This window comes from Microbacterium sp. (assembly GCF_031178445.1).
Lineage (GTDB): Bacteria > Actinomycetota > Actinomycetes > Actinomycetales > Microbacteriaceae > Microbacterium.
Window position 1 is genome coordinate 1 of record NZ_JAPSIY010000011.1, and the last position, 21,063, is coordinate 21,063.

General features: G+C 68.7%; 20 protein-coding genes. 9 read left to right on the forward strand and 11 right to left on the reverse strand.

Features of this window, described 5'->3' with window-relative positions:
• Positions 1 to 309: 309 nt before the first annotated feature.
• The 8 genes from RIN43_RS14230 to RIN43_RS14265 form a co-directional block, all read right to left on the reverse strand.
• Positions 310 to 714 (reverse strand): VOC family protein, encoded by a 405-nt coding sequence (locus RIN43_RS14230; protein WP_309129585.1) that lies wholly within the window; start codon positions 712 to 714, stop codon positions 310 to 312.
• 10 nt (positions 715 to 724) lie between these two features.
• Positions 725 to 1,156, reverse strand: a complete 432-nt coding sequence (locus RIN43_RS14235; RefSeq protein ID WP_309129586.1) for a helix-turn-helix transcriptional regulator — start codon at positions 1,154 to 1,156, stop codon at positions 725 to 727.
• 52 nt (positions 1,157 to 1,208) lie between these two features.
• Entirely contained in the window at positions 1,209 to 2,003 is a 795-nt protein-coding gene (locus RIN43_RS14240) for an SGNH/GDSL hydrolase family protein (RefSeq protein WP_309129587.1), read from the reverse strand.
• Between the two features lie 105 nt (positions 2,004 to 2,108).
• Complete coding sequence (locus RIN43_RS14245; protein WP_309129588.1) at positions 2,109 to 3,023, reverse strand: carbohydrate ABC transporter permease; 915 nt, start codon at positions 3,021 to 3,023, stop codon at positions 2,109 to 2,111.
• Positions 3,020 to 4,039, reverse strand: coding sequence for a sugar ABC transporter permease (locus RIN43_RS14250; RefSeq protein ID WP_309129589.1), 1,020 nt, complete (start codon positions 4,037 to 4,039; stop codon positions 3,020 to 3,022). The genes RIN43_RS14245 and RIN43_RS14250 overlap by 4 nt, the downstream gene beginning before the upstream one ends.
• The gene (gene ngcE / locus RIN43_RS14255; RefSeq protein ID WP_309129590.1) at positions 4,036 to 5,457 is read right to left on the reverse strand and encodes an N-acetylglucosamine/diacetylchitobiose ABC transporter substrate-binding protein; all 1,422 of its coding nucleotides are present in this window, start codon (positions 5,455 to 5,457) and stop codon (positions 4,036 to 4,038) included. The genes RIN43_RS14250 and ngcE overlap by 4 nt, the downstream gene beginning before the upstream one ends.
• A 59-nt stretch (positions 5,458 to 5,516) precedes the next feature.
• The gene (locus RIN43_RS14260) at positions 5,517 to 6,269 is read right to left on the reverse strand and encodes an SIS domain-containing protein (protein WP_309129591.1); all 753 of its coding nucleotides are present in this window, start codon (positions 6,267 to 6,269) and stop codon (positions 5,517 to 5,519) included.
• Positions 6,266 to 7,207, reverse strand: coding sequence for a MurR/RpiR family transcriptional regulator (locus RIN43_RS14265; RefSeq protein ID WP_309129592.1), 942 nt, complete (start codon positions 7,205 to 7,207; stop codon positions 6,266 to 6,268). Before RIN43_RS14265 ends, RIN43_RS14260 begins: the two co-directional genes overlap by 4 nt.
• 91 nt (positions 7,208 to 7,298) lie before the next feature.
• On the opposite strand from RIN43_RS14265, the gene RIN43_RS14270 reads away from it, so the two are divergent.
• The 3 genes from RIN43_RS14270 (at position 7,299) to RIN43_RS14280 (ending at position 10,761) form a co-directional block, all read left to right on the forward strand.
• A complete protein-coding gene (locus RIN43_RS14270; RefSeq protein WP_309129593.1) occupies positions 7,299 to 8,282 on the forward strand; it encodes a BadF/BadG/BcrA/BcrD ATPase family protein in 984 nt (327 codons plus the stop codon).
• 63 nt (positions 8,283 to 8,345) lie between these two features.
• Positions 8,346 to 10,013 carry an arginine--tRNA ligase gene (gene argS, locus RIN43_RS14275; protein WP_309129594.1) on the forward strand — a complete coding sequence of 556 codons (1,668 nt, stop codon included), beginning with the start codon at positions 8,346 to 8,348 and terminating at the stop codon, positions 10,011 to 10,013.
• A gap of 1 nt (position 10,014) precedes the next feature.
• Positions 10,015 to 10,761 carry an LmeA family phospholipid-binding protein gene (locus RIN43_RS14280; protein ID WP_309129595.1) on the forward strand — a complete coding sequence of 249 codons (747 nt, stop codon included), beginning with the start codon at positions 10,015 to 10,017 and terminating at the stop codon, positions 10,759 to 10,761.
• 7 nt (positions 10,762 to 10,768) lie between these two features.
• On the opposite strand, the gene RIN43_RS14285 is transcribed toward RIN43_RS14280, so the two are convergent.
• Complete coding sequence (locus tag RIN43_RS14285; protein ID WP_309129596.1) at positions 10,769 to 11,818, reverse strand: YhjD/YihY/BrkB family envelope integrity protein; 1,050 nt, start codon at positions 11,816 to 11,818, stop codon at positions 10,769 to 10,771.
• A gap of 130 nt (positions 11,819 to 11,948) precedes the next feature.
• Between RIN43_RS14285 and lysA the strand changes: the two genes are divergently transcribed.
• The 6 genes from lysA to RIN43_RS14315 all read left to right on the forward strand — a co-directional run bounded on the left by lysA (position 11,949) and on the right by RIN43_RS14315 (position 19,487).
• The gene (gene lysA / locus RIN43_RS14290; RefSeq protein ID WP_309129597.1) at positions 11,949 to 13,340 is read left to right on the forward strand and encodes a diaminopimelate decarboxylase; all 1,392 of its coding nucleotides are present in this window, start codon (positions 11,949 to 11,951) and stop codon (positions 13,338 to 13,340) included.
• Between the two features lie 65 nt (positions 13,341 to 13,405).
• Positions 13,406 to 14,713 carry a homoserine dehydrogenase gene (locus tag RIN43_RS14295; RefSeq protein WP_309129598.1) on the forward strand — a complete coding sequence of 436 codons (1,308 nt, stop codon included), beginning with the start codon at positions 13,406 to 13,408 and terminating at the stop codon, positions 14,711 to 14,713.
• Positions 14,714 to 14,742: 29 nt separating this feature from the next.
• The gene (gene thrB / locus RIN43_RS14300; RefSeq protein WP_309129663.1) at positions 14,743 to 15,705 is read left to right on the forward strand and encodes a homoserine kinase; all 963 of its coding nucleotides are present in this window, start codon (positions 14,743 to 14,745) and stop codon (positions 15,703 to 15,705) included.
• A gap of 197 nt (positions 15,706 to 15,902) precedes the next feature.
• A complete protein-coding gene (gene rho, locus RIN43_RS14305) occupies positions 15,903 to 17,882 on the forward strand; it encodes a transcription termination factor Rho (protein WP_309129599.1) in 1,980 nt (659 codons plus the stop codon).
• A gap of 22 nt (positions 17,883 to 17,904) precedes the next feature.
• On the forward strand, positions 17,905 to 18,987 hold the full coding sequence (gene prfA / locus RIN43_RS14310) for a peptide chain release factor 1 (RefSeq protein ID WP_309129600.1): 1,083 nt from the start codon (positions 17,905 to 17,907) through the stop codon (positions 18,985 to 18,987).
• Entirely contained in the window at positions 18,984 to 19,487 is a 504-nt protein-coding gene (locus RIN43_RS14315) for a GNAT family N-acetyltransferase (protein ID WP_309129601.1), read from the forward strand. Before prfA ends, RIN43_RS14315 begins: the two co-directional genes overlap by 4 nt.
• 12 nt (positions 19,488 to 19,499) lie before the next feature.
• On the opposite strand, the gene epsC is transcribed toward RIN43_RS14315, so the two are convergent.
• Positions 19,500 to 20,063, reverse strand: coding sequence for a serine O-acetyltransferase EpsC (gene epsC, locus RIN43_RS14320; protein WP_309129602.1), 564 nt, complete (start codon positions 20,061 to 20,063; stop codon positions 19,500 to 19,502).
• Positions 20,064 to 20,076: 13 nt separating this feature from the next.
• Positions 20,077 to 21,015, reverse strand: a complete 939-nt coding sequence (gene cysK / locus RIN43_RS14325) for a cysteine synthase A (protein WP_309129603.1) — start codon at positions 21,013 to 21,015, stop codon at positions 20,077 to 20,079.
• Positions 21,016 to 21,063: the final 48 nt, after the last annotated feature.

The window sequence follows — 21,063 nt, forward strand, 5'->3', positions numbered from 1 at the left end:
GGGATTCCTCCACCGCGCGTCGACGACGATCGACGAGGCAGCCGACGGAGCGGCCAGGCGGGCAGCCGAGGAGGACTGACCCGAGAGAGACGGAAGGGGGGGGGCCCCCCCCCCCGGGGGGCGGCCGCCCCCCCCGCGGGGGCCCGCCGGGGGGGGGCCCCGCTTCGACGTTCTACACCCCTCGCCAGACGGGCCCCGCCGGCCGGAGGCTCCGCGCGCCGCCCTTTTCGCGGAACGCGACGTGCTTCTGTGCCTGCGGCGTGTGGAGAAGCCGCCGGTGACGCGGGGGCACGAACGTCCCTCCGCGCCTCAGAGCTGGTTCACGCGAATGAGATTGCCCGAGGGGTCTCGGAACGCGCAGTCGCGCACGCCGTAGTCCTGATCGGTCGGCTCCTGCACGATGTCGGCGCCGCCTGCCTCCAGGCGCTCGAACAGGCCGTCGAGGTCCTCCGTCGCGAGCGTCACGGCTCCGTAGACGCCCTTCGCGATGAGGTCGAGGATCGTCTCGCGCTCCTCGTCGGTGATGCCGGGGTCGACAGCCGGCGGGTGCAGGACGATCGAGGTCGACTGACCGGCGGGCCCCACGGTGATCCACCGCATGTTCTCGTACCCGACATCCTTGCGGACCTCGAAGCCGATCAGATCGCGGTAGAAGCCGAGGGCGGCGTCGGCATCGGTGTGCGGCAGGAAGGCGTTGTGGATGCTGATGTTCATGTGCTCAACGCTAGGACGAGGACGCCGAGACCGCTTCTCGATTCCTGACCGGTCTGGTGAACTGCTTGGCGAGGCACGGCGGGATGCCCTCGACCGATCGGGATGGATCCGCGCGGTAGGCGCTGGGGGAGAGGCCGACCAACTCCGAGAAGCGCGTGCTGAAGGTGCCAAGCGACGAGAAGCCCACGGCGAAGCAGACCTCCGTCACGGACAGGTCACCGCGGCGCAGCAGCGTCATCGCCCTCTCGATGCGGCGCGTCATCAGGTAGGAGTACGGAGACTCGCCGTAGACACGACGGAACTCCCGGCTCAGGTACCCGGCGGACATGTGCGCACCGCGGGCGAGCTCGTCGACGTTCAACGGCAGCGCGAAATCCCTGTCGATGCGGTCGCGTACACGTCGGATGACGGTGATGTCGCGTCGATCGCCGGCAGCAGCCATGCGTCCATCCTGGCATCGACCGCCGTCTGCCGCGCGCCGTCGGCGCGCCGGCTCACTTCGCGGGGTCCGGATGCTCGCCTTCTGCGGCGGTCACCGGCGCCGCCCCGAGGCGCTCCAGTGCCTCCGCGACCTTCTCTGCGAGATACCGATGTCCTGCGGTCGAGGGGTGCTTGCGTCCGACTCCCACATCGATCACGGAGAGATAGTTGTCGGGCGTGATCCACTGCTCCTCCACGGGGGAGACGTACCACCAGCCTCGCGATCCGGCGAGGGCAGCGAGCTCCCGGTCGATGCGCGCCGTGCTGGTGCCGACGGGAAGCTCGTGCGGGGCGGGTCCCAGCACCACGACGGGCACCTCAGGGAACTTCTGCGTCAGTGCGTCCCAGGCCGCGTTCACCGCAGCCGGGAGTGCTGCCGCGTCCTCGCGTCGGTCGTTGATCGAACCTTGGATGATGATCGCGTCGACATCGAGCCTCGGGTCGAGACCGGCGATCCGCTCGCCGAAGGCGGGACCTGTCGACCCGGGCCTCAGGTATCCGCTGCCTGGGACGCCGTCGACGATGGTCTCCCCGCCGATGAGATCTGCGAGCACGTACGCGTACCCCAGCGTCGGAACGCTTGCCGCAGCCCCGTACGTCCACGAGTCACCGAAGACGAGCAGGGTCGGATGCTCGGGCAGCGCGAGCGGCGCCGGAGCGACTCCGTCCTGCGCCGCCGCGACGGGGGCCGTCTCGACGGGCGGCTGCCAGGGCCTCGTGATGCTGAGGGAGACGCCGAGCACCACCGCGAACACGCCCGCGATCACGAGCGCTGTGCGGCGCCGTCGGGTGCGGACGCGCAAGGTCATGGGTCGAGGGTAAGCGATGAGAGGCCAGATGCGAATTCAGGCGTCCGTGAACGCCGATCGCCCCTCCGCCGCGAGGTGCGGGGAGGGGCGATCCGGAGTGTCGGGCTACTTCGAGGTGCCCTGCGACACCGACCCCTGCAGCTGACGCTGGAAGAGGACGTAGACGAGCAGCACGGGGATGATGGTGATCATCACCGCCGCGAACATGGCGCCGAAATCGACCTGGTAGCCGGCCGCCGAGGCGAAGCTGGCCATACCCTGCGACAGGACGTAGTTGCTCTGATCCGTGTTCAGTGAGATCGGCAGCAGGAACTGGTTCCACAGACCGAGGAAGTTCATGATCGCGACCGCCGCCATGCCCGGCTTCGCCATAGGCAGCATCACCTGGAAGAACGTCCGCCACTCGCTGGCACCGTCGACGTAGGCGGCCTCCTGGATCTCGTACGGCAGCGACTTGAAGAACGAGAACAGGAAGAACACCGTGAACGGCAGCGCGAAGGCGACGTACGTGATGATCAGGCCGGGGAGCGTGTTCAGCAGCCCCATGCCCTGCAGGATGAAGAACAGCGGCACGATGGCGAGGAACACGGGGAATGTGAGACCTGCGAGCATCAGGTAGTAGATGACTCGGCTGCCGGGCAGCGAGAAGCGGGCCAGAACGTAGGCGCACATCGCGCCGAGGATCATGACCAGCACCAGCGCCACGCCGACGACGATGACCGTGTTGAGGAACATCTGCCCGAAGTTGTTCTTCACCCACGCATTGACGTAGTTGTCGAAGTTCCAGTTCGCGGGCAGCCCGAACGGCGATCGGAAGATCTCCGGGGTGGTCTTGAACGAGCCGAGCAGCGTCCACAGCATCGGCAGGATCACGACGAGCGACCAGATCGCCAGGATCACGTGGGAGGTGCCACCGACCACCTTGTCGCTGGTGGTGGACTTCGTGGTGCGGTCGCGCGGCGCCGAGCCGGACCGTCTGGCCTTGTCGATCGTGACCGCGGCACGAGTGTCGGTGCTCATGAGCGTCCTCCTTCATCCTTGCCGCCGATAAGACGGAACACGCCGATGACGACAGCGGCGAACACGAGGGTGAGTACAGCCAGGACGACGCCCATCGCGCTGGCCAGGCCGAACTGGCCCTTCTCGAAAGCGGTGCGGAACAGGTACTGGCTCATCACCAGGGTGCTGTTACCGGGACCGCCTGTCGCGTTCAGACCGGCCATGTAGACGAAGGCGTCCAGTGCGAGGATGCCGAGGTAGATGTATGCCGTCTGCACGTTGTCGCGGATCTGCGGCATGAGGATCGACGTCACCGTGCGGAACCTGCCTGCGCCGTCGATGCGAGCGGCCTCCAGCGTCTCGGCGGGGATCCCCTTGATGGCTGCGACGAACAGCACCATGTAGAACCCGACCATGCTCCAGACGATCACGAAGATCGTCGCTCCCATGGCCGTACGGCCGTCACCGAGCCAGGCGAACTCGTTCGTGTCGATGCCGAACAGGCCCAGGATGCCGTTGAGCAGGCCGCTGGGCGTGTAGATCATGTTCCACAGGATGGCGATGACGATCGCCGGGATCACGTACGGGAAGAACGACACGACGCGGTAGAAGCTCGATCCCTTGAGCCCGCGCACCTGCCCGTGGCTGGCGCCGCCGACGGTGATCATGCTCGCGAAGATCAATGCGATCGTCAGGGTGATCAGCGGGACGACGATCGCCAGCAGGGCGTTGTTGCCCATCGCCTGCAGGAACGTCGAGTCCTGGAAGAGCCTCACGAAGTTCTGCACCCCGATGAAGTCCATGTTCGGCGAGAAGCCGGTCCAGTTCGTCATCGCGTAGTACACGGCCTGGATGAACGGCGAGATCACGAAGATCAGGAAGATCGCCAGTGGCAGGCCGAGGAACACCAGCAGGAAGGAGATGTAGTCGAAGGTCAGCTTGCGCCGCCCGAGGCGGGGCGGCTTGCGCCGCCCCGCCCGAGCTGCCGTGACTGCGACGGTGTCCAGCGCCGCGTCAAGACCTGGTGCTGCTGTCACTTGATCTCGATCTTCGTGACCGACGAGTCCTCGCGGACCTTGTCGGTCAGTGCCTGCAGCTGCTTGGTGATCTCCTCCACGCTCATCTTCCCGTCCAGGAACGAGTTCCAGATGGGAAGCTGGTCGGAGTTCATGCCGTAGAGGTTGAACGACTTGATCGTGAAGACGTTGTCACCCGCTGCAGCGAGCAGCTCCGACTGCGAGACGAGGGCGGTCGATCCGAAGCCGTCGGCGGGAACGGTGTCCTTGACGATCGTCGGGGCCAGCTTCGACTTCGCGAAGGCGGTCGCCGACTCCTTCGACAGCATGGTGCGCAGCAGTTCCTTGCCGCCCGCGGGGTTCTTCGCCTTCGACGGGACGATGAACGGCTCGCCGGCCTCGGCACGCATCGTGCCGGCAGGAGTGGTCTGGTTGCCGTCCAGCGGAAGCTCGGCGATGCCCTTCATCATGAAGTTCTCGGCCGTGGTGTCCTTCATCTCGTTCTCGATCCACGAGCCCGAGGGGTACAGCAGCGCCTCCTGGTCGAGGCTCCACTGCGCCTGCGCCTGGGTGAACTGCGTGCCGCCGCCACCAGGCTTGACGTAGCCCGACTGGATGAGGTCGTGCAGGATCGTCAGGATGCCCTGGAGAGCCGGGTGCGACCAGCAGCCCTCCTCCAGGTTCTCCAGAGGCAGGCGCACGTCGTCGCCGGCCTGGATCACGGCGGAGTCCACGACCATGGTCTGGTAATAGGTGGCCGCTTCCTTGCCCCACAGGAACAGGTACTTGCCCTTGGCCTTGGCCTGCTCGCCGAGCGACTTCAGGTCCTGCCACGACTTCGGCACCTCCCACCCGTTCTCCTCGAACAGGCTCGACGAGTACCAGATGCCGTACACCGTCATGACGTAGTTCAGCGCCACGAACCGTCCGTCGAACGTTCCGGGTGCTTCGACGCCGCCGAAGAGGGTGTCACGGATCTTGGTGCCCTCGAGGTTCTCCGCGTCGAGCACGTCATCGAGCTCCTCGAGCTGGTCGAGGATGGTGTTCCATCCGATCGAGTTCGCTCCGGAGTTGTCGATGAGGTCCGGCGGGTTGCCGCCCACGAACCGCGGCTGCAGCTCCTGGGCGATCTTGGTGGAGGCCGACACGGCGACGGTCACGCCCTCCAGTGCCTCATTGCCTTCCATGATCTTCGCCGAGTTCTCGACGTAGTCCACGCCGTAGCCGCCGTCGAAGATGACCGCGTCGACCTTGGCGTTGGCTGCGACGCCGAACGGGTTGTCAGCGGTGACCTCGCCCTGCGGGCCGGTTCCGCCGCCCCCGCCGCCGCCGGGCGCTGCGCAGGAGGCCAGGGTCATGCCGAACGGCAGCAGCATCGCTGCGGCAGCCGCGCCGCGCAGCAGGTTGCGGCGGCTGATGGATGCTTCGTTGAGTTCCATCTTCATACCTTCCTAGTGATGTGATCGGTGTTTGGGTTTCGGGCCGACCGGAGATCCGATCAAGCTCCCCGCCTGATGCGGCCCGCATAGCGGTCCTCAAGGACGGAGTTGTGCTCATCGCCGCCCGGGATGTTGGCGGAGATGTACATGGGGGGAGTGTCGCCTCGCTCTGCGATCGTGCGCGCGACGCCGAGCGTCAGCAGCTGCGCGATGAAGGCGGCCGTGATGGACGAGATCGCGCCGGCGCCGATGCCGTCGGCCACTTCCAGCGTCGAGTCGCCGTAGGGCGCGAGGTTGTCGATGACGATGTCGGCGACCTCGCTGAGACGCTTGCCGCTGGGGTGCTTGGGCTCGACTCGAGCGGTGTGCTCCAGGCTGGTCACGGCGATGACCTTGTGGCCGTGCTCCTTCGCCCACAGGGCCGTGCCGACGATGGATCCGTTCACTCCCGAGTTCGAGGCGATGACGAAGACGTCGCCCTCGCCCACGGGCACGGTCGCCATCAGCTCGTCCACCACCCAAGGTTCGCGCTCCAGGGACCCGGTCAGCACGTCGGTCTCGCGGTCGCCGTGCATGACGATGTCGCGCAGCGCGAAGCGATTGGTGGGGATGAGGCCGCCCGCACGGCCGGCGATCTCCATCGCGAAGGCTTCCGAGTGTCCGGTGCCGAAGGCCTGGATCACTCCGCCGCGGTCGAGTGCGTCGACGAGCAGCGCGATCGCGTCGTCGAGGGCTCCGCCCTCGGCGTCGGATGCGAGCCGGTCGAGACGGCCGGTGGCCTCGCGAAGCAGGTCGGACGGGGTAGCGGTCATCGGATCTCCTCGAGCAGTTGCGGGTTGTGGGGGTTCTTGGCGGTGCGCGCCGGACGACGATGCGCCGAGACGGCCATGGCACTGGCGGCGAGTCGCCGCGACGCCTGGCCGAACATCTGCTGCGCGATGAGCAGGTAGAGCAGATCGAGCACGAGCAGCTGCGAGTGCTTGACCGATAGGTCGTCCGGACGCAGATATCCGGTGGGCGCAGCCGTCGCCAGCGACACGTCGGCGAGACCGGCCAGCCAGGATTCGGCATCGTGCGTGATCGCCACGGTGAACGCGCCGGCGGCTCCGGCCTGAGAGAGCATCTGCACTGTCTCGTCGGTGCGGCCCGTGCTGGAGATGCCGACCGCGACCGAGTCGCGGTTCTGCAGCACGGCGCTCGTGAGTCCGTCGTGGACGTCGGACCACGCGTGCGCGTTGACGCCGATGCGGTACAGGCGGCCCTGGAACTCGCGTGCGATCACCCCGCTTCCGCCGACGCCGTAGATGTCGACGTGCCGGCTGGCGGTGATCGCGTCGGCGACACGCAGCACGTTGTCCAGATCGAGGCGGGCGGCCGTGCTCTCGAGACTGTCCACGTGCAGGGCGACGAGCGTCTGCAGCACCTTGCCCGGTTCGTCCTCGGCGCCGAACTCGCGGCCGATATCGGCTTCCCAGCTCTCCTCGGCATCACCGCGGCCGATCTCGCTGGCCACTCCGACGCGGAACTGGGTGTACCCGTCGAAGCCCAGTGCGCGGCAGAAGCGTGTCACCGTCGCGGGAGAGGTGCCGGCTCGGTCTGCGAGTTCCGTTATCGTCAGCTCGACGGGGGCGGTGGGGTGCTCGGTCACGACATCGGCGATCTTGCTCATCGCCGTCGGCATGGCCCGGCGACCTGCCGCGATGCGGCGAGCGATCGTCAGTCCGTTGCCGATGTCCCTGGACCGTGGCACCATAGCCTCCTGATTGCACTTCGCTGTCAATCTGCGTTGAGATGAAAACTATTCTCACGCGACGAAAACGTCAAATAGGACAACATCACGAATGAGTCACGAAGCGCTCCTGCTGGGTATCGATGCCGGGGGAACCTCGACCAGGGCGGTGCTCACCGACTCGCGCGGCGAGTGCCTCGGATACGGCATAGGCGGCCGCGGCAATCCGATCTCGGCAGGCCCTGAGCGCGCCGCAGACGGAGTCCTCGAGGCTATCGGCAGGGCGCTGCAGCCGTCGGGGGCCTCGCTGGCCGACATCGCCGTCGTCACCCCTGCGATGGCGGGCAGCAGGGCATCGGGCGACCACACCTGGCTGCACTCGCGGTTGATGCGCGAGGGGTTCGCGGGGCGGCTCGTGTTCGAGTCAGACCTGCTCGCGGCGTACTTCAGCGGCTCCGCATCGCCGTTCGGATACGCACTGGTGTCGGGAACCGGCGCATGCGTGGTGCGGGTGCGCGACGGCCGCATCGACGGCACCGGCGACGGCCTGGGCTGGCTGCTCGGCGACCGCGGCAGCGGGTTCTGGATCGGGCACGCCATCGCGCGTGCGGTGGTGCAGGACCTCGACCGCACGGGCCCCGCCACGGCCCTGACCGGCCAGGTTCTCGACCACTACGACCTGGTTCCGTCGGAGAGCGTCGTGCAGGGTCGGTCCGGCGCTCTGGACGCCCTGATCGAAGCGCTGTACTCGCGCCCTCCGATCGAGCTCGCAGCGCTGGCACCCTTCGCCTTCGATCAGCCCGACCCGGTCGCGGAGGGGATCCTCCGCGACGCCGGGCGCCATCTCGCCGACACGCTCGCGGCGGTGCTCGCGGGGCCGGGACCGCTGGTGATCGGCGGCAGCGTGCTCTCGCGCACGGGCCCGGTGCGCGACTCCTTCCTCGAGCGGCTCGGTGCCGCCGCAGAGGGACTGGACCTGCTCCCGGTCGGCGATGGCGCGATCGGTGCAGCCTTCCTCGCCGTGCGCGCGGCGGGCGGAGAGCCGGATGCGGAAACGCTGGATGCACTCACCCGCACGATCAGCCGGTTCCGCTGACCTCGCCTCGTTCGGAAAGGCACCCGGGAGCGACCCTGGCAGCGCGGCTAGGATTGTTCGTCTATGAACCCTGAAACCCTCGCCGCAGCCGTTCTCGCCGTCCTCGCTCCGATCGCGGCTTCGCTGCGACCCGACGAGGAGCTGGGCATCGCGGCATCCGACGTGGTCCTCGAACGCCCGCGCAACCGTGAGCACGGTGACTGGGCGACGAACGTCGCCATGCGCCTCGCGAAGCGTCTCGGGACGAACCCGCGTGAACTCGCGCAGCAGATCGCGGACTCGCTGTCCACGAGCGAAGGCATCGCCGCGGTCGAGGTCGCCGGTCCCGGGTTCATCAACATCCGCCTGGATGCTGCGGCGGCGGGGGCGCTGGCCAAGACGATCGTGGAGGCGGGTGCCGGTTACGGCACCAACGACTCGCAGGCCGGTGTGTCGGTCAACGTCGAGTTCGTCTCGGCCAACCCCACGGGCCCACTGCACATCGCGCACACCCGCTGGGCGGCGCTCGGCGACTCGATCGTGCGGCTGCTGCTCGCGAGCGGCGCGAACGCCGTCCGCGAGTACTACATCAACGACGCCGGGGCGCAGATGGAGCGCTTCGGGCGTTCCGTTCTGGCCGCGGCGAAGGGCGAGCCCACGCCCGAAGACGGCTACCCGGGTGCCTACATCGGCGAACTCGCCGCCAGGGTGCTCGCAGCGCGGCCCGACCTGCTCGAGCTGCCAGTGGACGAGCAGCTCGTCGTCGCGCGAGACCAGGCCTACGAGTACCAGCTGGCCGAAATCCGCACGTCGCTGGAGCGGTTCAACGTGCCGTTCGACGTGTGGTTCTCCGAGCGCGCCCTGCACGCAGCGGGAGACGGCGGTGAGCCGAGTCTGATCGATCGTGCCGTCGACAGGCTGCGCGAGCAGGGGCATGTCTTCGATGAGGACGGCGCGGTCTGGGTGCGCACGACCGACTTCACCGACGACAAGGATCGCGTGATCCGCCGCTCGAACGGCGAGTACACGTACTTCGCCGCCGACGCCGCGTACTACCTGAACAAGGGCGACCGCGGTTTCGAGAACAAGATCTACCTGCTCGGCGCCGATCACCACGGATACGTCAACCGTCTCAAGGCCGTTGCCGGCGCCGCGGGCGAGGATCCTGAGAAGAACATCCAGGTGCTCATCGGTCAGATGGTCTCGATCAACGGCGCCCGCCTCTCCAAGCGAGCGGGCAACATCATCGAGATGGACGATCTGCTCGACTGGCTCGGAACCGATGCGCTGCGCTATTCGCTGGAGCGCTCCCCGGCGGACTCGCCGCTGGATCTCGACCCTGAACTGCTGCAGAAGCGCACCAACGACAACCCGGTCTTCTACGTGCAGTACGCGCACGCCCGCACGCACAACGTGGAGCGCAATGCGGCCGATTCCGGAGTGGACCGCTCCGAGTTCTCCCCGGAGCTGCTCACCCACGAGACCGAATCCGCGCTGCTCGGAGCGCTGCAGGAGTTCCCGCGCATCGTCGGGTTCGCGGCCGAGGTGCGCGAGCCGCACCGCGTCGCCCGCTACCTCGAGGAGCTCGCCGGGCTGTACCACCGCTGGTACGACAACTGCCGGGTGATCCCGAAGGGCGACGATCCGATCGAGAGCGTGCACCGTACGCGACTGTGGCTCAACGACGCCACCGGCCAGGTGCTGCGCAACGGGCTGCACCTGCTCGGTGTCTCGGCGCCCGAGCGGATGTGACATGTCGGCGGCGCGGCGGGCGCGGTGGCCCTGGGTCCTGCTGATCCTGGCAGTGGTGCTTGCCACGCTGGTCGTCGCCGCGGAGCTTGTGGCCAGGGCAGTGGTTCCCGGTGTGGTCCGCTCCGTCGTCATCGACCAGCTCGACCTGCCCTCCGACCAGCAGATGCACGTCGAGGCGTCCGGTCTGCTGCTACCTCAGCTCGCCGTCGGCCGCCTCGACGAGCTGCACCTCACCTCGGACCGGGTAACCATCGGCGGCGTCACCGGCTCGGCGGACGTCACCGCGACCGGAGTGCCGCTGCAGGGCGGTGCGCTCGATCGCGCGCACGGCACCGTGGCCATCGAGGCCGACCAATTCCTGGCGCTCGTCGAGCCGTCCGACCTGCCCGTCGAGGGCATCGAGTTCCAGGAGCCGGATGTCACCGTCAGCGGCACGGTCGAGGTCTTCGGGCTCGCCTTGCCGCTCGGTCTGACCGTGACTCCGGGGGCCGACGGGGGTGAGTTGCTGCTGACGCCCGTGTCGGCATCGGTCGCGGGGGAGCTGCTCGACCTGCAGGAGCTTTCGGACAGGTTCGGCGGACTGGGGCGGGAACTGGTCGAGACCCGGCGGATCTGCATCGCCGATCAGCTTCCCGCAGGGATCACGCTGACCGGGCTGCGGATCGAGGGTACGAGAGCCGTCGCCGACATCGCCGCGGACGGCAGGATCGCCGTGGACCCCGCGCTGTTGGAGAACGGCACCTGTTGACGTCGGCTCAGTCTGGAGACCGCTCCGCGGCCACCGCCTCCTGAGCATCGCGCAGGCGTGCCGTCGCCGAGCGGACGTCCTGCTCCGCCAGGCGCAGCGCGTTCTCAGCCAGGGTCGAGGAGCCGTAGCGCTCCCCGACCCTGTCGCGCTCCTCATCGGCGGCCGTCGCGATGAACGCGCTGGCGAGGAGGATCACCTGAGTCGACAGATTCAGCCAGAGCAGCAGAGCCAGCAGAGAGGCGAACGAGGCCAGCAGCGGGTTGACACGAGCGCCTCCGATGAAGAGCCCGGAAAGCTCCTGCAGGCCTACGAGGGCGAGAGCGCCCAGAGCGGCACCGGGCAAGAGCGAACGCATCGGGGCGCGCACGCCCGAGAGCATCCGGAATGATGCCCCGATCAGGACGGCGTCGAGCGCGAAGACCACGACGAGCGAGAGCAGCCGCACGCTCCAGAACGCGACCGCCGAGTCCTGCGGTACGCCGAGCAGGCCCGCGCCGGCGTTCACGATGGCCTCACCGGCGAACGTCAGGACCGCGGCCCCGAGGAACGTTGCGGCGATGATGAGCGCGAGCAGCAGATTGCGGGCCACCACCAGATACCAGGCGGCATCGGCGCCGTCCGTGCCTGCGACGGTGCGGATGCCGACGCGCAGCGATCCGATCGCACCCAATGCGGCGCCGACGAGGCCGATCAGTGAGATCACCCCGGCGATCGAGAGTCCTGCGGGAGCGCGGATCGTGTCGAGGTCGACGATTCCGTCGCCGTCCGGCGTGGTCTTCACAAGTCCGGGCAGCGCGGCGTCGACGGCCGACACGACCGCGTCCCACGCCACGCTGTCGCTCGACAGCCAGAGCGCGACGGACGAGAAGCCGAGCAGAAGGGCGGCGAACACGCTGAACAGCGCGCGGTACGTGACTGCGTCGGCGAGCACGGGGCCGCGGCGACCCGCGTAGCGCAGCGCCGCGCGTACCAGCCTCCACCCCAGCAGGCGGCGGATCAGCGCCGCCAGGGCCGAGGCGAGGCGGCCGGGTCGGGCCGATCCGGAGGAGTCATCCATCTCCTCCACCCTAATCAGATCGGTGTCACAGCCGTGGAGGGTTGACAGGAGGCGGCCTGCCGGTGCCCTAGAATCGGGGGCAACCTCGGAGCCGCCGTCCGCCCGAGGTCCGTCCCACGATTGGTGCTCCGTGCATTCCGCTGCCTCATCACCCGCTCCCGGATGGCTCGTCGAGCCCGACGACGCCAACGACCTCGTCCTTTCGGTGTGGCCGGCCTCAGCGGGCCGCGACGAGGCCGGTTCACTGCAGCTCGGCGGTGTCGGCGCCGGCGACATCGTGCATCAGTACGGCACGCCTGTGATGGTCATCGACGAGTCCGAGGTGCGCAGTCGCGCAAGGGCGCTGCGCACGGCCTTCGAGCGCGCGGCGTCGGAGCACGCGACCACGGCACGCGTGTACTACGCGGGCAAGGCGCTGTTGAGCACCGAGATCGTGCGCTGGGTCATGGACGAGGGGCTCAACGTCGACGTCTGCACCGGGGGTGAGCTCGAGGTCGCCCTGGCCGCAGGTGCCGACGCTTCCAGGCTCGGCTTCCATGGGAACAACAAGTCGGTGGCCGAACTCGCGCGTGCAGTCGGGGCCGGCGTCGGCACGATCATCGTCGACAGCGCGATCGAGATCGAGCGCCTCGCCGCGCTCACCTCGCGCACCGGGACCGTGCAGCGCGTCATGGTGCGGGTGAACAGCGGCGTGCACGCCGAGACCCACGACTTCCTCGCGACGGCACACGAAGACCAGAAGTTCGGCTTCCCGCTCGGTGAGGCTCCGGCGATCGTCGCCCGCATCCGTGAGATCCCCGGACTCACTTTCGTCGGCCTGCACTGCCATATCGGCTCGCAGATCTTCGGCGTCGCCGGGTTCCGCGAGTCGGCCTCGCGACTGCTCGACGTGCACCAGGAGCTGCTTGCAGGAGGCGACATCCCGCAGCTCAATCTCGGCGGCGGCTTCGGCATCGCCTACACACGGGTCGACGACCCGACGCCGATCGCCGAACTCGCCGAGGGCATCGTCGCGGCGGTCGCCGAGGGGTGCGCCGCGCGCGGCATCCCGGTGCCGGCGCTGTCGTTCGAACCCGGCCGCGCCATCGTGGGCAACGCAGGCGTCACCCTGTACGAGGTCGGCACGATCAAGGACGTCACCCTGGATGCGGGCACGCGCCGCTACGTCAGCGTGGACGGCGGAATGAGCGACAACGCGAGGACGGCGCTCTACGGCGCGCAGTACTCCGCCCGGCTGGCGTCCCGCGTCGGCGGCGGGCCCCCGGTGCTGGTGCGCGTGGTCGGCCGTCACTGCGAATCCGGTGACATCGTGGTGGATCATGAGTATCTGCCCGCGGACGTCACGCCGGGAGACCTGCTCGCTGTGCCCGCGACCGGCGCGTACTGCGCACCGCTTTCGAGCAACTACAACCACGTTCCCCGACCCCCGATCGTCGCCGTGCGCGATGGGGCGTCGCGCGTGATCGTGCGCGGCGAGTCGATGCGGGATCTGCTGGCGCGCGACGCCGGCATCCAGCTGTGACCTGCGGACGGCCGTGCGCCGCCGCCTGACGAATGCGAAGAAACCCGACGTGCTGAGGAGCGCAGATGACTGACTACCGACGACTTCGCGTGGCGCTGCTGGGAGCCGGAGCGGTTGGTTCCCAGGTGGCGTCGCTGCTGCTGAAGCACGGTGACGAACTCGCCGACCGCGCCGGGGCATCGCTCGAGCTGGCCGGGATCGCCGTGCGCGACCTCGATGCGCCGCGAGACGTCGAACTTCCCCGCGAGCTCTTCACGACCGACGCCGAGTCGCTGATCACCGGCGCCGACATCGTCATCGAGCTGATGGGCGGCATCGAGCCCGCCCGTTCGCACATTCTGCTGGGGCTGGGCTCCGGTGCCGATGTGGTCACCGCCAACAAGGCGCTGCTGGCGACGCATGGTCCCGAGGTGTTCGAAGCGGCCGACAGGGTCGGCGCCTCGGTCTACTACGAGGCGGCAGCGGCGGGGGCCATCCCGATCATCCGACCGCTGCGGGACTCGCTCGCGGGGGACCGCGTCGTGCGGATCATGGGCATCGTCAACGGCACCACCAACTACATCCTCGATCGGATGGACAGCGAGGGCGCCGACTTCGCCGACGTGCTCGCCGACGCTCAGCGCCTCGGCTACGCCGAAGCCGATCCGACGGCCGACGTCGAGGGCTACGATGCAGCGCAGAAGGCCGCCATCCTCGCCAGCCTCGCCTTCCACACCGCTGTGCCCCTCGACGCCGTGCACCGCGAGGGAATCACCTCCATCACGGCCGCCATGATCGAAGAGGCCGCCGCGGCAGGCTTCGTGATCAAGCTGCTCGCGGTGTGCGAGCGCCTGAGCGGCGACGACAGCGAGTCCATCTCGGTGCGGGTCTACCCGGCCCTCGTGCCGCGCTCGCACCCGCTGGCATCGGTGCACGGCGCGAACAACGCCGTGTTCGTCGAGGCGGAGGCGGCTGGCTCGCTGATGTTCTACGGGGCGGGTGCAGGTGGTGTGCAGACCGCATCCGCAGTGCTCGGTGACGTCGTCTCGGCTGCCCGCCGGCACATCGCGGGCGGCGTCGGCGTCGGCGAGTCGACCAGGGCGAACCTGCCCATCGTCTCGATCGGGCATGTCACCACGCGCTACCAGATCACCCTCGAGGTCGCCGACGAGCCGGGCGTGCTCGCGACCATCGCCGGCATCCTCAGTGACGGCGGCGTCTCCGTCGCCACTCTCGTGCAGACGGTCGCGCAGACCGAGGAGGGCGCGACTGCGCACCTCATCATCGGCACCCATCGCGCTCCCGACAGTGCGCTGAGTGCCGCCGTCGACCGGCTGGCGGACAGCGGCGTGGTCGAGCGCGTCGTATCCGTGCTTCGCGTCGAAGGGGAGTGACAGTGAGCGTCACCGTCGTCCCCGCCGAGATGGCGCCGGCCGTCGTCGAGCCGCAGCACGTCGACGGGGCGCTGCGCACCGTCACCGTGACAGTCCCCGCGACGAGCGCGAACCTGGGGCCGGGATTCGACACCCTGGGCCTGGCCCTCAGCATCTACGACTCCCTCACGGTGTCCGCCTTCGCCGACGATCGTCTCGAAATCGAGGTGACGGGCTCGGGCGCGGAGGAGATCCCGCGCGACGGGACGAACCTGGTGGTGCGCGCGATCGCCCACGCGTACGCGGATGCCGGCCGCGACACGCCCGGGCTGCGCATGCACGCCGCGAACGGCATCCCGCACGGTCGGGGCATGGGCTCGTCCGGTGCCGCGGTGACCGCCGGCATCCTGATCGCCAAAGGGTTGCTCGCCGGTGACGTCGATCTCGACGACGACCGGCTGCTGCGTCTGGCCACGGAGCTCGAAGGACACCCCGACAACGTCGCACCCGCGCTATTCGGCGGGCTGACGATCGCGTGGTCGGGGGAACGGGGGCCTCAGCACAAGAAGCTGCTGGTGCATCGAGGCGTCGCTCCGCTGGTGTTCGTCCCCGGCTTCACGATGTCGACATCGCTCGCACGGTCGCTGCAGCCTCACCAGGTGCCCCGCGAGGACGCCGTGTTCAACGTGTCGCGCTCGGCTCTGCTGGTGGCCGCCTTGACGCAGAGCCCCGAGCTGCTGCTGGACGCCACCGCCGACCGGCTGCACCAGGACTACAGGGGAGCGGCCATGCCCGAGACGCTGCGCCTGGTTCAGGAACTGCGCGCGCAAGGGCTCGCCGCGGTCGTCTCGGGCGCCGGGCCCAGCGTGCTCGTGCTCGCCGACGGTCCGGGCGAGCGTCAGCGGGCGGTGGAGCTCGCCGACTCGGTGACGGACACCCCGTGGGAAGCGCACATGCTCGCAGTCGATGTGTTGGGTGGTACAGTTAGGGATCGAGCGGAGGGCTCCACGTGACTACGTGAATCTCGCCCCCTCGCACTTCTGCGAAATCCGCACGCGATCCCCAGAGTCATGGTGTTGCAGCATCACTGTTGCAGTGCGGTGCCGTATCGCCGTGAATCTGGCCACAGGCCTCAGCGCCGCGCGTGTGCGTGCAGCTTCCGCTGCACGCTTCCGGATCGCTCATCCCCACGACATATGAGGGAGTACTCGTGGAGAACTTCTCCGAGACCCAGAACGATCATCCGGCCGCCGATTCGGCCGCACCCGCGACCGAGGCTCCGGCCGCTCCGGCCCGCAAGCGCGCACCTCGACGTGCGACTTCCGCGTCCGCCGCGGCGACGGCCGAGGCGACCGTGAGCGAGGCGCCGCAGGCGACCTCCGCCGAGGCTCAGGCCTCGCCCGCCGAGGCATCAGGAGCCGATGAGGCACCGAAGGCGAAGGCACCGCGCCGCACTCGTGCGAAGAAGGCGGACGTCGAGAACGCGGATGCCGAGAAGGCGGAGGCCGCGACATCCGCCGCCCCGGCAGCGGAGGCCCCCGCCGATGCCCCCGCGAAGCCGGCGCGGAAGCGTGCGACGAGCAAGAAGGCCAAGGCGGACGACGAGGCGCCGGCATCGGACGCCGCGGACCAGCCCGCCGCAGCCGTTGCAGCACCTGCCGAAGGCGGCGACGAGACCAAGCAGGCGAAGCGTCCCGCACGCGGGCGCCGCGGTGCAAAGTCCGGTGACGCCGACGCCTCGGCGGAGCAGGGCGGCGAGGATTCGGCACCCGCCGAATCCTCTTCGCAGGCGGACCAGTCGCAGGGCGGCGAAGGCGCCGACAACGACGGCGAGGGCGGCGGACGTCGCAGCCGTAACCGCAGCCGCAACCGCGGCCGCGGTCAGAACGGCGGCCAGAACGACAGTGCCCCGGTCGAGGAGGACCAGTCCTCCGGTCGCACCCGCCAGCGCAACAAGCGCCGTGGCGGCGGAAACCAGACCGCCGACGAGTTCGAGACCGAGATCGGCGAGGACGACGTGCTCATCCCGATCGCCGGCATCCTCGACATCCTCGAGAACTACGCGTTCGTGCGCACCACCGGCTATCTCGCCGGCTCGAGCGATGTGTACGTCTCGCTCGGTCAGGTCAAGAAGTACAACCTGCGCAAGGGCGACGCCGTCGTCGGCGCCATCAAGCAGCCCCGTGAGGGTGAGCAGCAGGGGCGCCAGAAGTACAACGCGCTCGTGAAGGTGAACTCCGTCAACGGACTCTCGCCCGACGATGCGGCAGGGCGTGTCGAGTTCGGCAAGCTGACCCCGCTGTACCCGCAGGAGCGCCTGCGCCTGGAGACGGCTCCCGAGAAGCTGACGCAGCGCATCATCGATCTCGTCGCACCCATCGGCAAGGGACAGCGCGGCCTGATCGTCGCGCCGCCCAAGGCGGGCAAGACCATCGTGCTGCAGCAGATCGCGAACGCCATCGCGCAGAACAACCCTGAGGTCCACCTCATGGTCGTGCTCGTCGACGAGCGCCCGGAAGAGGTCACCGACATGCAGCGCTCGGTGAAGGGAGAGGTCATCGCCTCGACCTTCGACCGCCCTGCAGAGGACCACACCACGGTCGCCGAGCTCGCGATCGAGCGCGCCAAGCGTCTGGTCGAGCTCGGCCGCGACGTCGTCGTGCTGCTCGACTCGATCACCCGTCTCGGCCGCGCCTACAACATCTCGGCCCCGGCTTCCGGGCGCGTGCTCACCGGTGGCGTCGACGCCTCGGCGCTCTACCCGCCGAAGCGCTTCTTCGGCGCCGCACGCAACATCGAGAACGGCGGCTCGCTGACCATCCTCGCCACGGCCCTGGTCGAGACCGGATCCAAGATGGACGAGGTCATCTTCGAGGAGTTCAAGGGAACGGGCAACAGCGAGCTGCGCCTCTCCCGGGCACTCGCAGACAAGCGGATCTTCCCGGCGGTCGACGTCAACGCGTCGAGCACCCGCCGTGAGGAGATGCTGCTCTCCGCCGACGAGGTCAAGATCACCTGGAAGCTGCGCCGCGCCCTCGCCGGCCTCGACCCGCAGCAGGCGCTGGAGGTCGTGCTCGGCAAGCTGAAGGAGACCAGCTCGAACGTGGAGTTCCTGTTCCAGATGCAGAAGTCGATCCCGACGCCGCCCCAGACCGGCTCGAGCCACGGCCACGAGAACAACATCCGCTGACCGTCTTCCGAACGGAGCACAGGTGTTCGAGTCCGTCCAGGGACTGATCGACGAGCACCGTCGGGTGCAGGAGGAGCTCTCCGACCCGGCGGTGCACGCCGATGCGGCGCGCGCCAAACGAGTCAACCGCCGGTATGCCGAGCTGAACCGCATCGTCGCCGCGCATGACGCGTGGCTGGCGGCGTCGGAGGATCTGGATGCGGCGCGCGAGCTCGCCCGCGAGGACGAGGCGTTCGCCGCCGAGGTGCCAGCGCTCGAGGAGGGCCTGCAGGCCGCCCAGGAGCGGCTGCGTCGCCTGCTCATCCCGCGCGACCCGGACGACGCCCGCGACGTGATCATGGAGATCAAGGCGGGGGAGGGCGGTGCCGAGAGCGCCCTGTTCGCCGCCGACCTGCTGCGCATGTATGTGCAGTACGCAGCGTCGATGGGCTGGAAGACCGAGCTGCTTGAGCGCAACGAGTCCGACCTTGGCGGTTACAAGGACGTGCAGGTCGCGATCAAGGGGTCGTCGGCGGACCCCGCGCAGGGTGTCTGGGCCCATCTGAAATACGAGGGTGGCGTGCACCGTGTGCAGCGGGTGCCGGCGACGGAGTCCCAGGGGCGCATCCACACCTCCACCACCGGGGTGCTGGTGTTTCCCGAGGTCGACGAGCCGGACGAGATCGAGATCAACCAGAGCGATCTGAAGATCGACGTGTTCCGCTCGTCGGGTCCGGGCGGGCAATCGGTGAACACCACCGACTCGGCCGTGCGGATCACCCACGTTCCCACCGGCATCGTCGTGTCCATGCAGAACGAGAAGTCGCAGCTGCAGAATCGCGAGGCGGGTATGCGTGTGCTCCGCGCACGGCTGCTGGCGAAGCAGCAGGAGGAGCTCGACGCCGCGGCATCCGACGCCCGTCGATCCCAGATCCGCGGCATGGACCGCTCCGAGCGCATCCGCACCTACAACTTCCCCGAGAACCGCATCGCGGATCACCGCACGGGCTACAAGGCGTACAACCTCGATCAGGTGATGGACGGCGCGCTCGCTCCCATCATCGAATCGTGCATCGAGGCGGATGAGGCCGAGAGGCTCGCGGCACTGGGAGGCGATGAGCGATGACGTCGAACGACCAGATCGTCATCCGTGAGGCGACGGCGGATGACTGGGCGGAGATCTTCCCGTTCTTCTCCGCGATCGTCCAGGACGGCGAGACGTACGCCTACCCCGAGGAGATGAGTTCTGAACAGGCCGCTTCGCTGTGGATGGAGCACGCTCCGTCGCGCACCGTCGTCGCGGTCGTCGATGGGCGCGTGGTCGGCTCAGCGAAGATGGGGCCGAACCGGCCCGGTCGCGGGGCCCACGTGGGCACTGCCTCGTTCATGGTCGACCCCGCCGCCCGCGGGGGAGGGATCGGCCGTGCGCTCGGTGTCCACGTCATCGACTGGCATCGAGCCGAAGGATTCTCGGCCATCCAGTTCAACGCGGTGGTGCAGACGAACACGGGTGCGGTGCGGCTGTGGCAGTCGCTGGGCTTCGAGATCGTCGGCACGGTGCCGGAGGCCTTCCGCTCCCGCAGACACGGGCTGGTGGGCCTGCACGTGATGCACCTGCCGCTCTGAGCGGCCGGTGACTCAGATCGCGTAGTCGGCGGCGGTGAGCAGCGCACGCGACTCGTCCGCAGACGTGCGCGTGCGAGGTCTGGCGGGGATGCCGACCAGGATGCTGTCCGCGGGAGCGTCCTTGGTCACCACGGCGTTCGCCCCCACCACCGAGCGGGCACCGATCCGCACCGGTCCGAGGACTTTCGCGCCCGAGCCGACGGAGACGCCGTCATCGAGGGTGGGATGCCGCTTGCCGTGGTCACGGGTGCGCCCGCCCAGCGTGACCCCGTGGTAGAGCATGACGTCGTCGCCGATCTCGGCGGTCTCGCCGATCACCACGCCCATGCCGTGGTCGATGAAGAACCGCCGCCCGATCCTCGCCCCCGGGTGGATCTCGATCCCGGTCAGCCAGCGGGTCAGCTGCGATCCCGCCCTCGCCAGCAGATAGACCTTGCGCCGCCAGAGGGCGTGCCAGACGCGGTGCGCCCAGATCGCGTGCAGGCCGGGGTACAGCAGAGCCACCTCGACCCCGCTGCGTGCAGCGGGGTCGCGGCGGCGTGCGGCCGCGATGTCCTCGCGGATCCGGGCGATCATTCCCACAGGGATGTCAGTCCTCGCGCAGGTCCTCGAACAGCGCGGTGGACAGATAGCGCTCGCCCGTGTCGGGTGCGACGACGACGATCGTCTTGCCCGCGCTCTCCGGTCGCTTAGCGACCTTGAGCGCCTGAGCGACAGCGGCTCCGCTGGAGATGCCGACCAGGAGTCCTTCCTTGGCGGCCAGGGCGCGGGCGGTCGCCAGCGACTCGTCGAACTCGGCCGTGATGACCTCGTCGATCACCTCGCGATCGAGCACGTCCGGCACGAAGTTCGGCCCGATGCCCTGGATCTTCGCGGGGCCGGTGCGGCCCTCCGAAAGAAGCGGCGAGTCCTTCGGCTCGACGGCGATGACCTTGACGTCCGGGTTCGCCGCCTTCAGCGCCTGCCCGGTGCCCGTGACCGTCCCTCCGGTGCCGACGCCCGCGACGAACACGTCGACGGCGCCGTCGGTGTCGCGCAGGATCTCCTGAGCAGTGGTCTCGCGATGGATGCGCGGGTTCGCGGCGTTCTCGAACTGGCGTGCCCAGACCGCGCCCGGTGTGCTCTCGATGATCTCCTTCAGCACCTCGATGGCACCGCTCATACCCTTCGTGGGGTCGCTGAGCACGAGTTCGGCGCCGAACGCCTTGAGCAGCACCCGACGCTCCTTCGACATCGAGGCGGGCATCGTGAGGATGACCTTGTAGCCGCGCGCGGCGCCCACCATCGCCAGGGCGATGCCGGTGTTGCCGCTGGTCGCCTCGACGATCGTGCCGCCGGGCTTGAGCTCACCCGAGGCCTCTGCGGCATCGACGATGGCGATGCCGATGCGGTCCTTGACGCTGGATGCCGGATTGAACGACTCGAGCTTGACCAGCACGGTCGCGTCCAGCCCCTCGGTGAGGTGGTTCAGACGGACCAGGGGCGTGTTGCCGAAGGCCGTGGTGATATCGGAGTGGATGCCGGCCACGTCGGATCCTTTCGTCAGCGGATGATGGGCCAAGCCTACTTCGCGAGG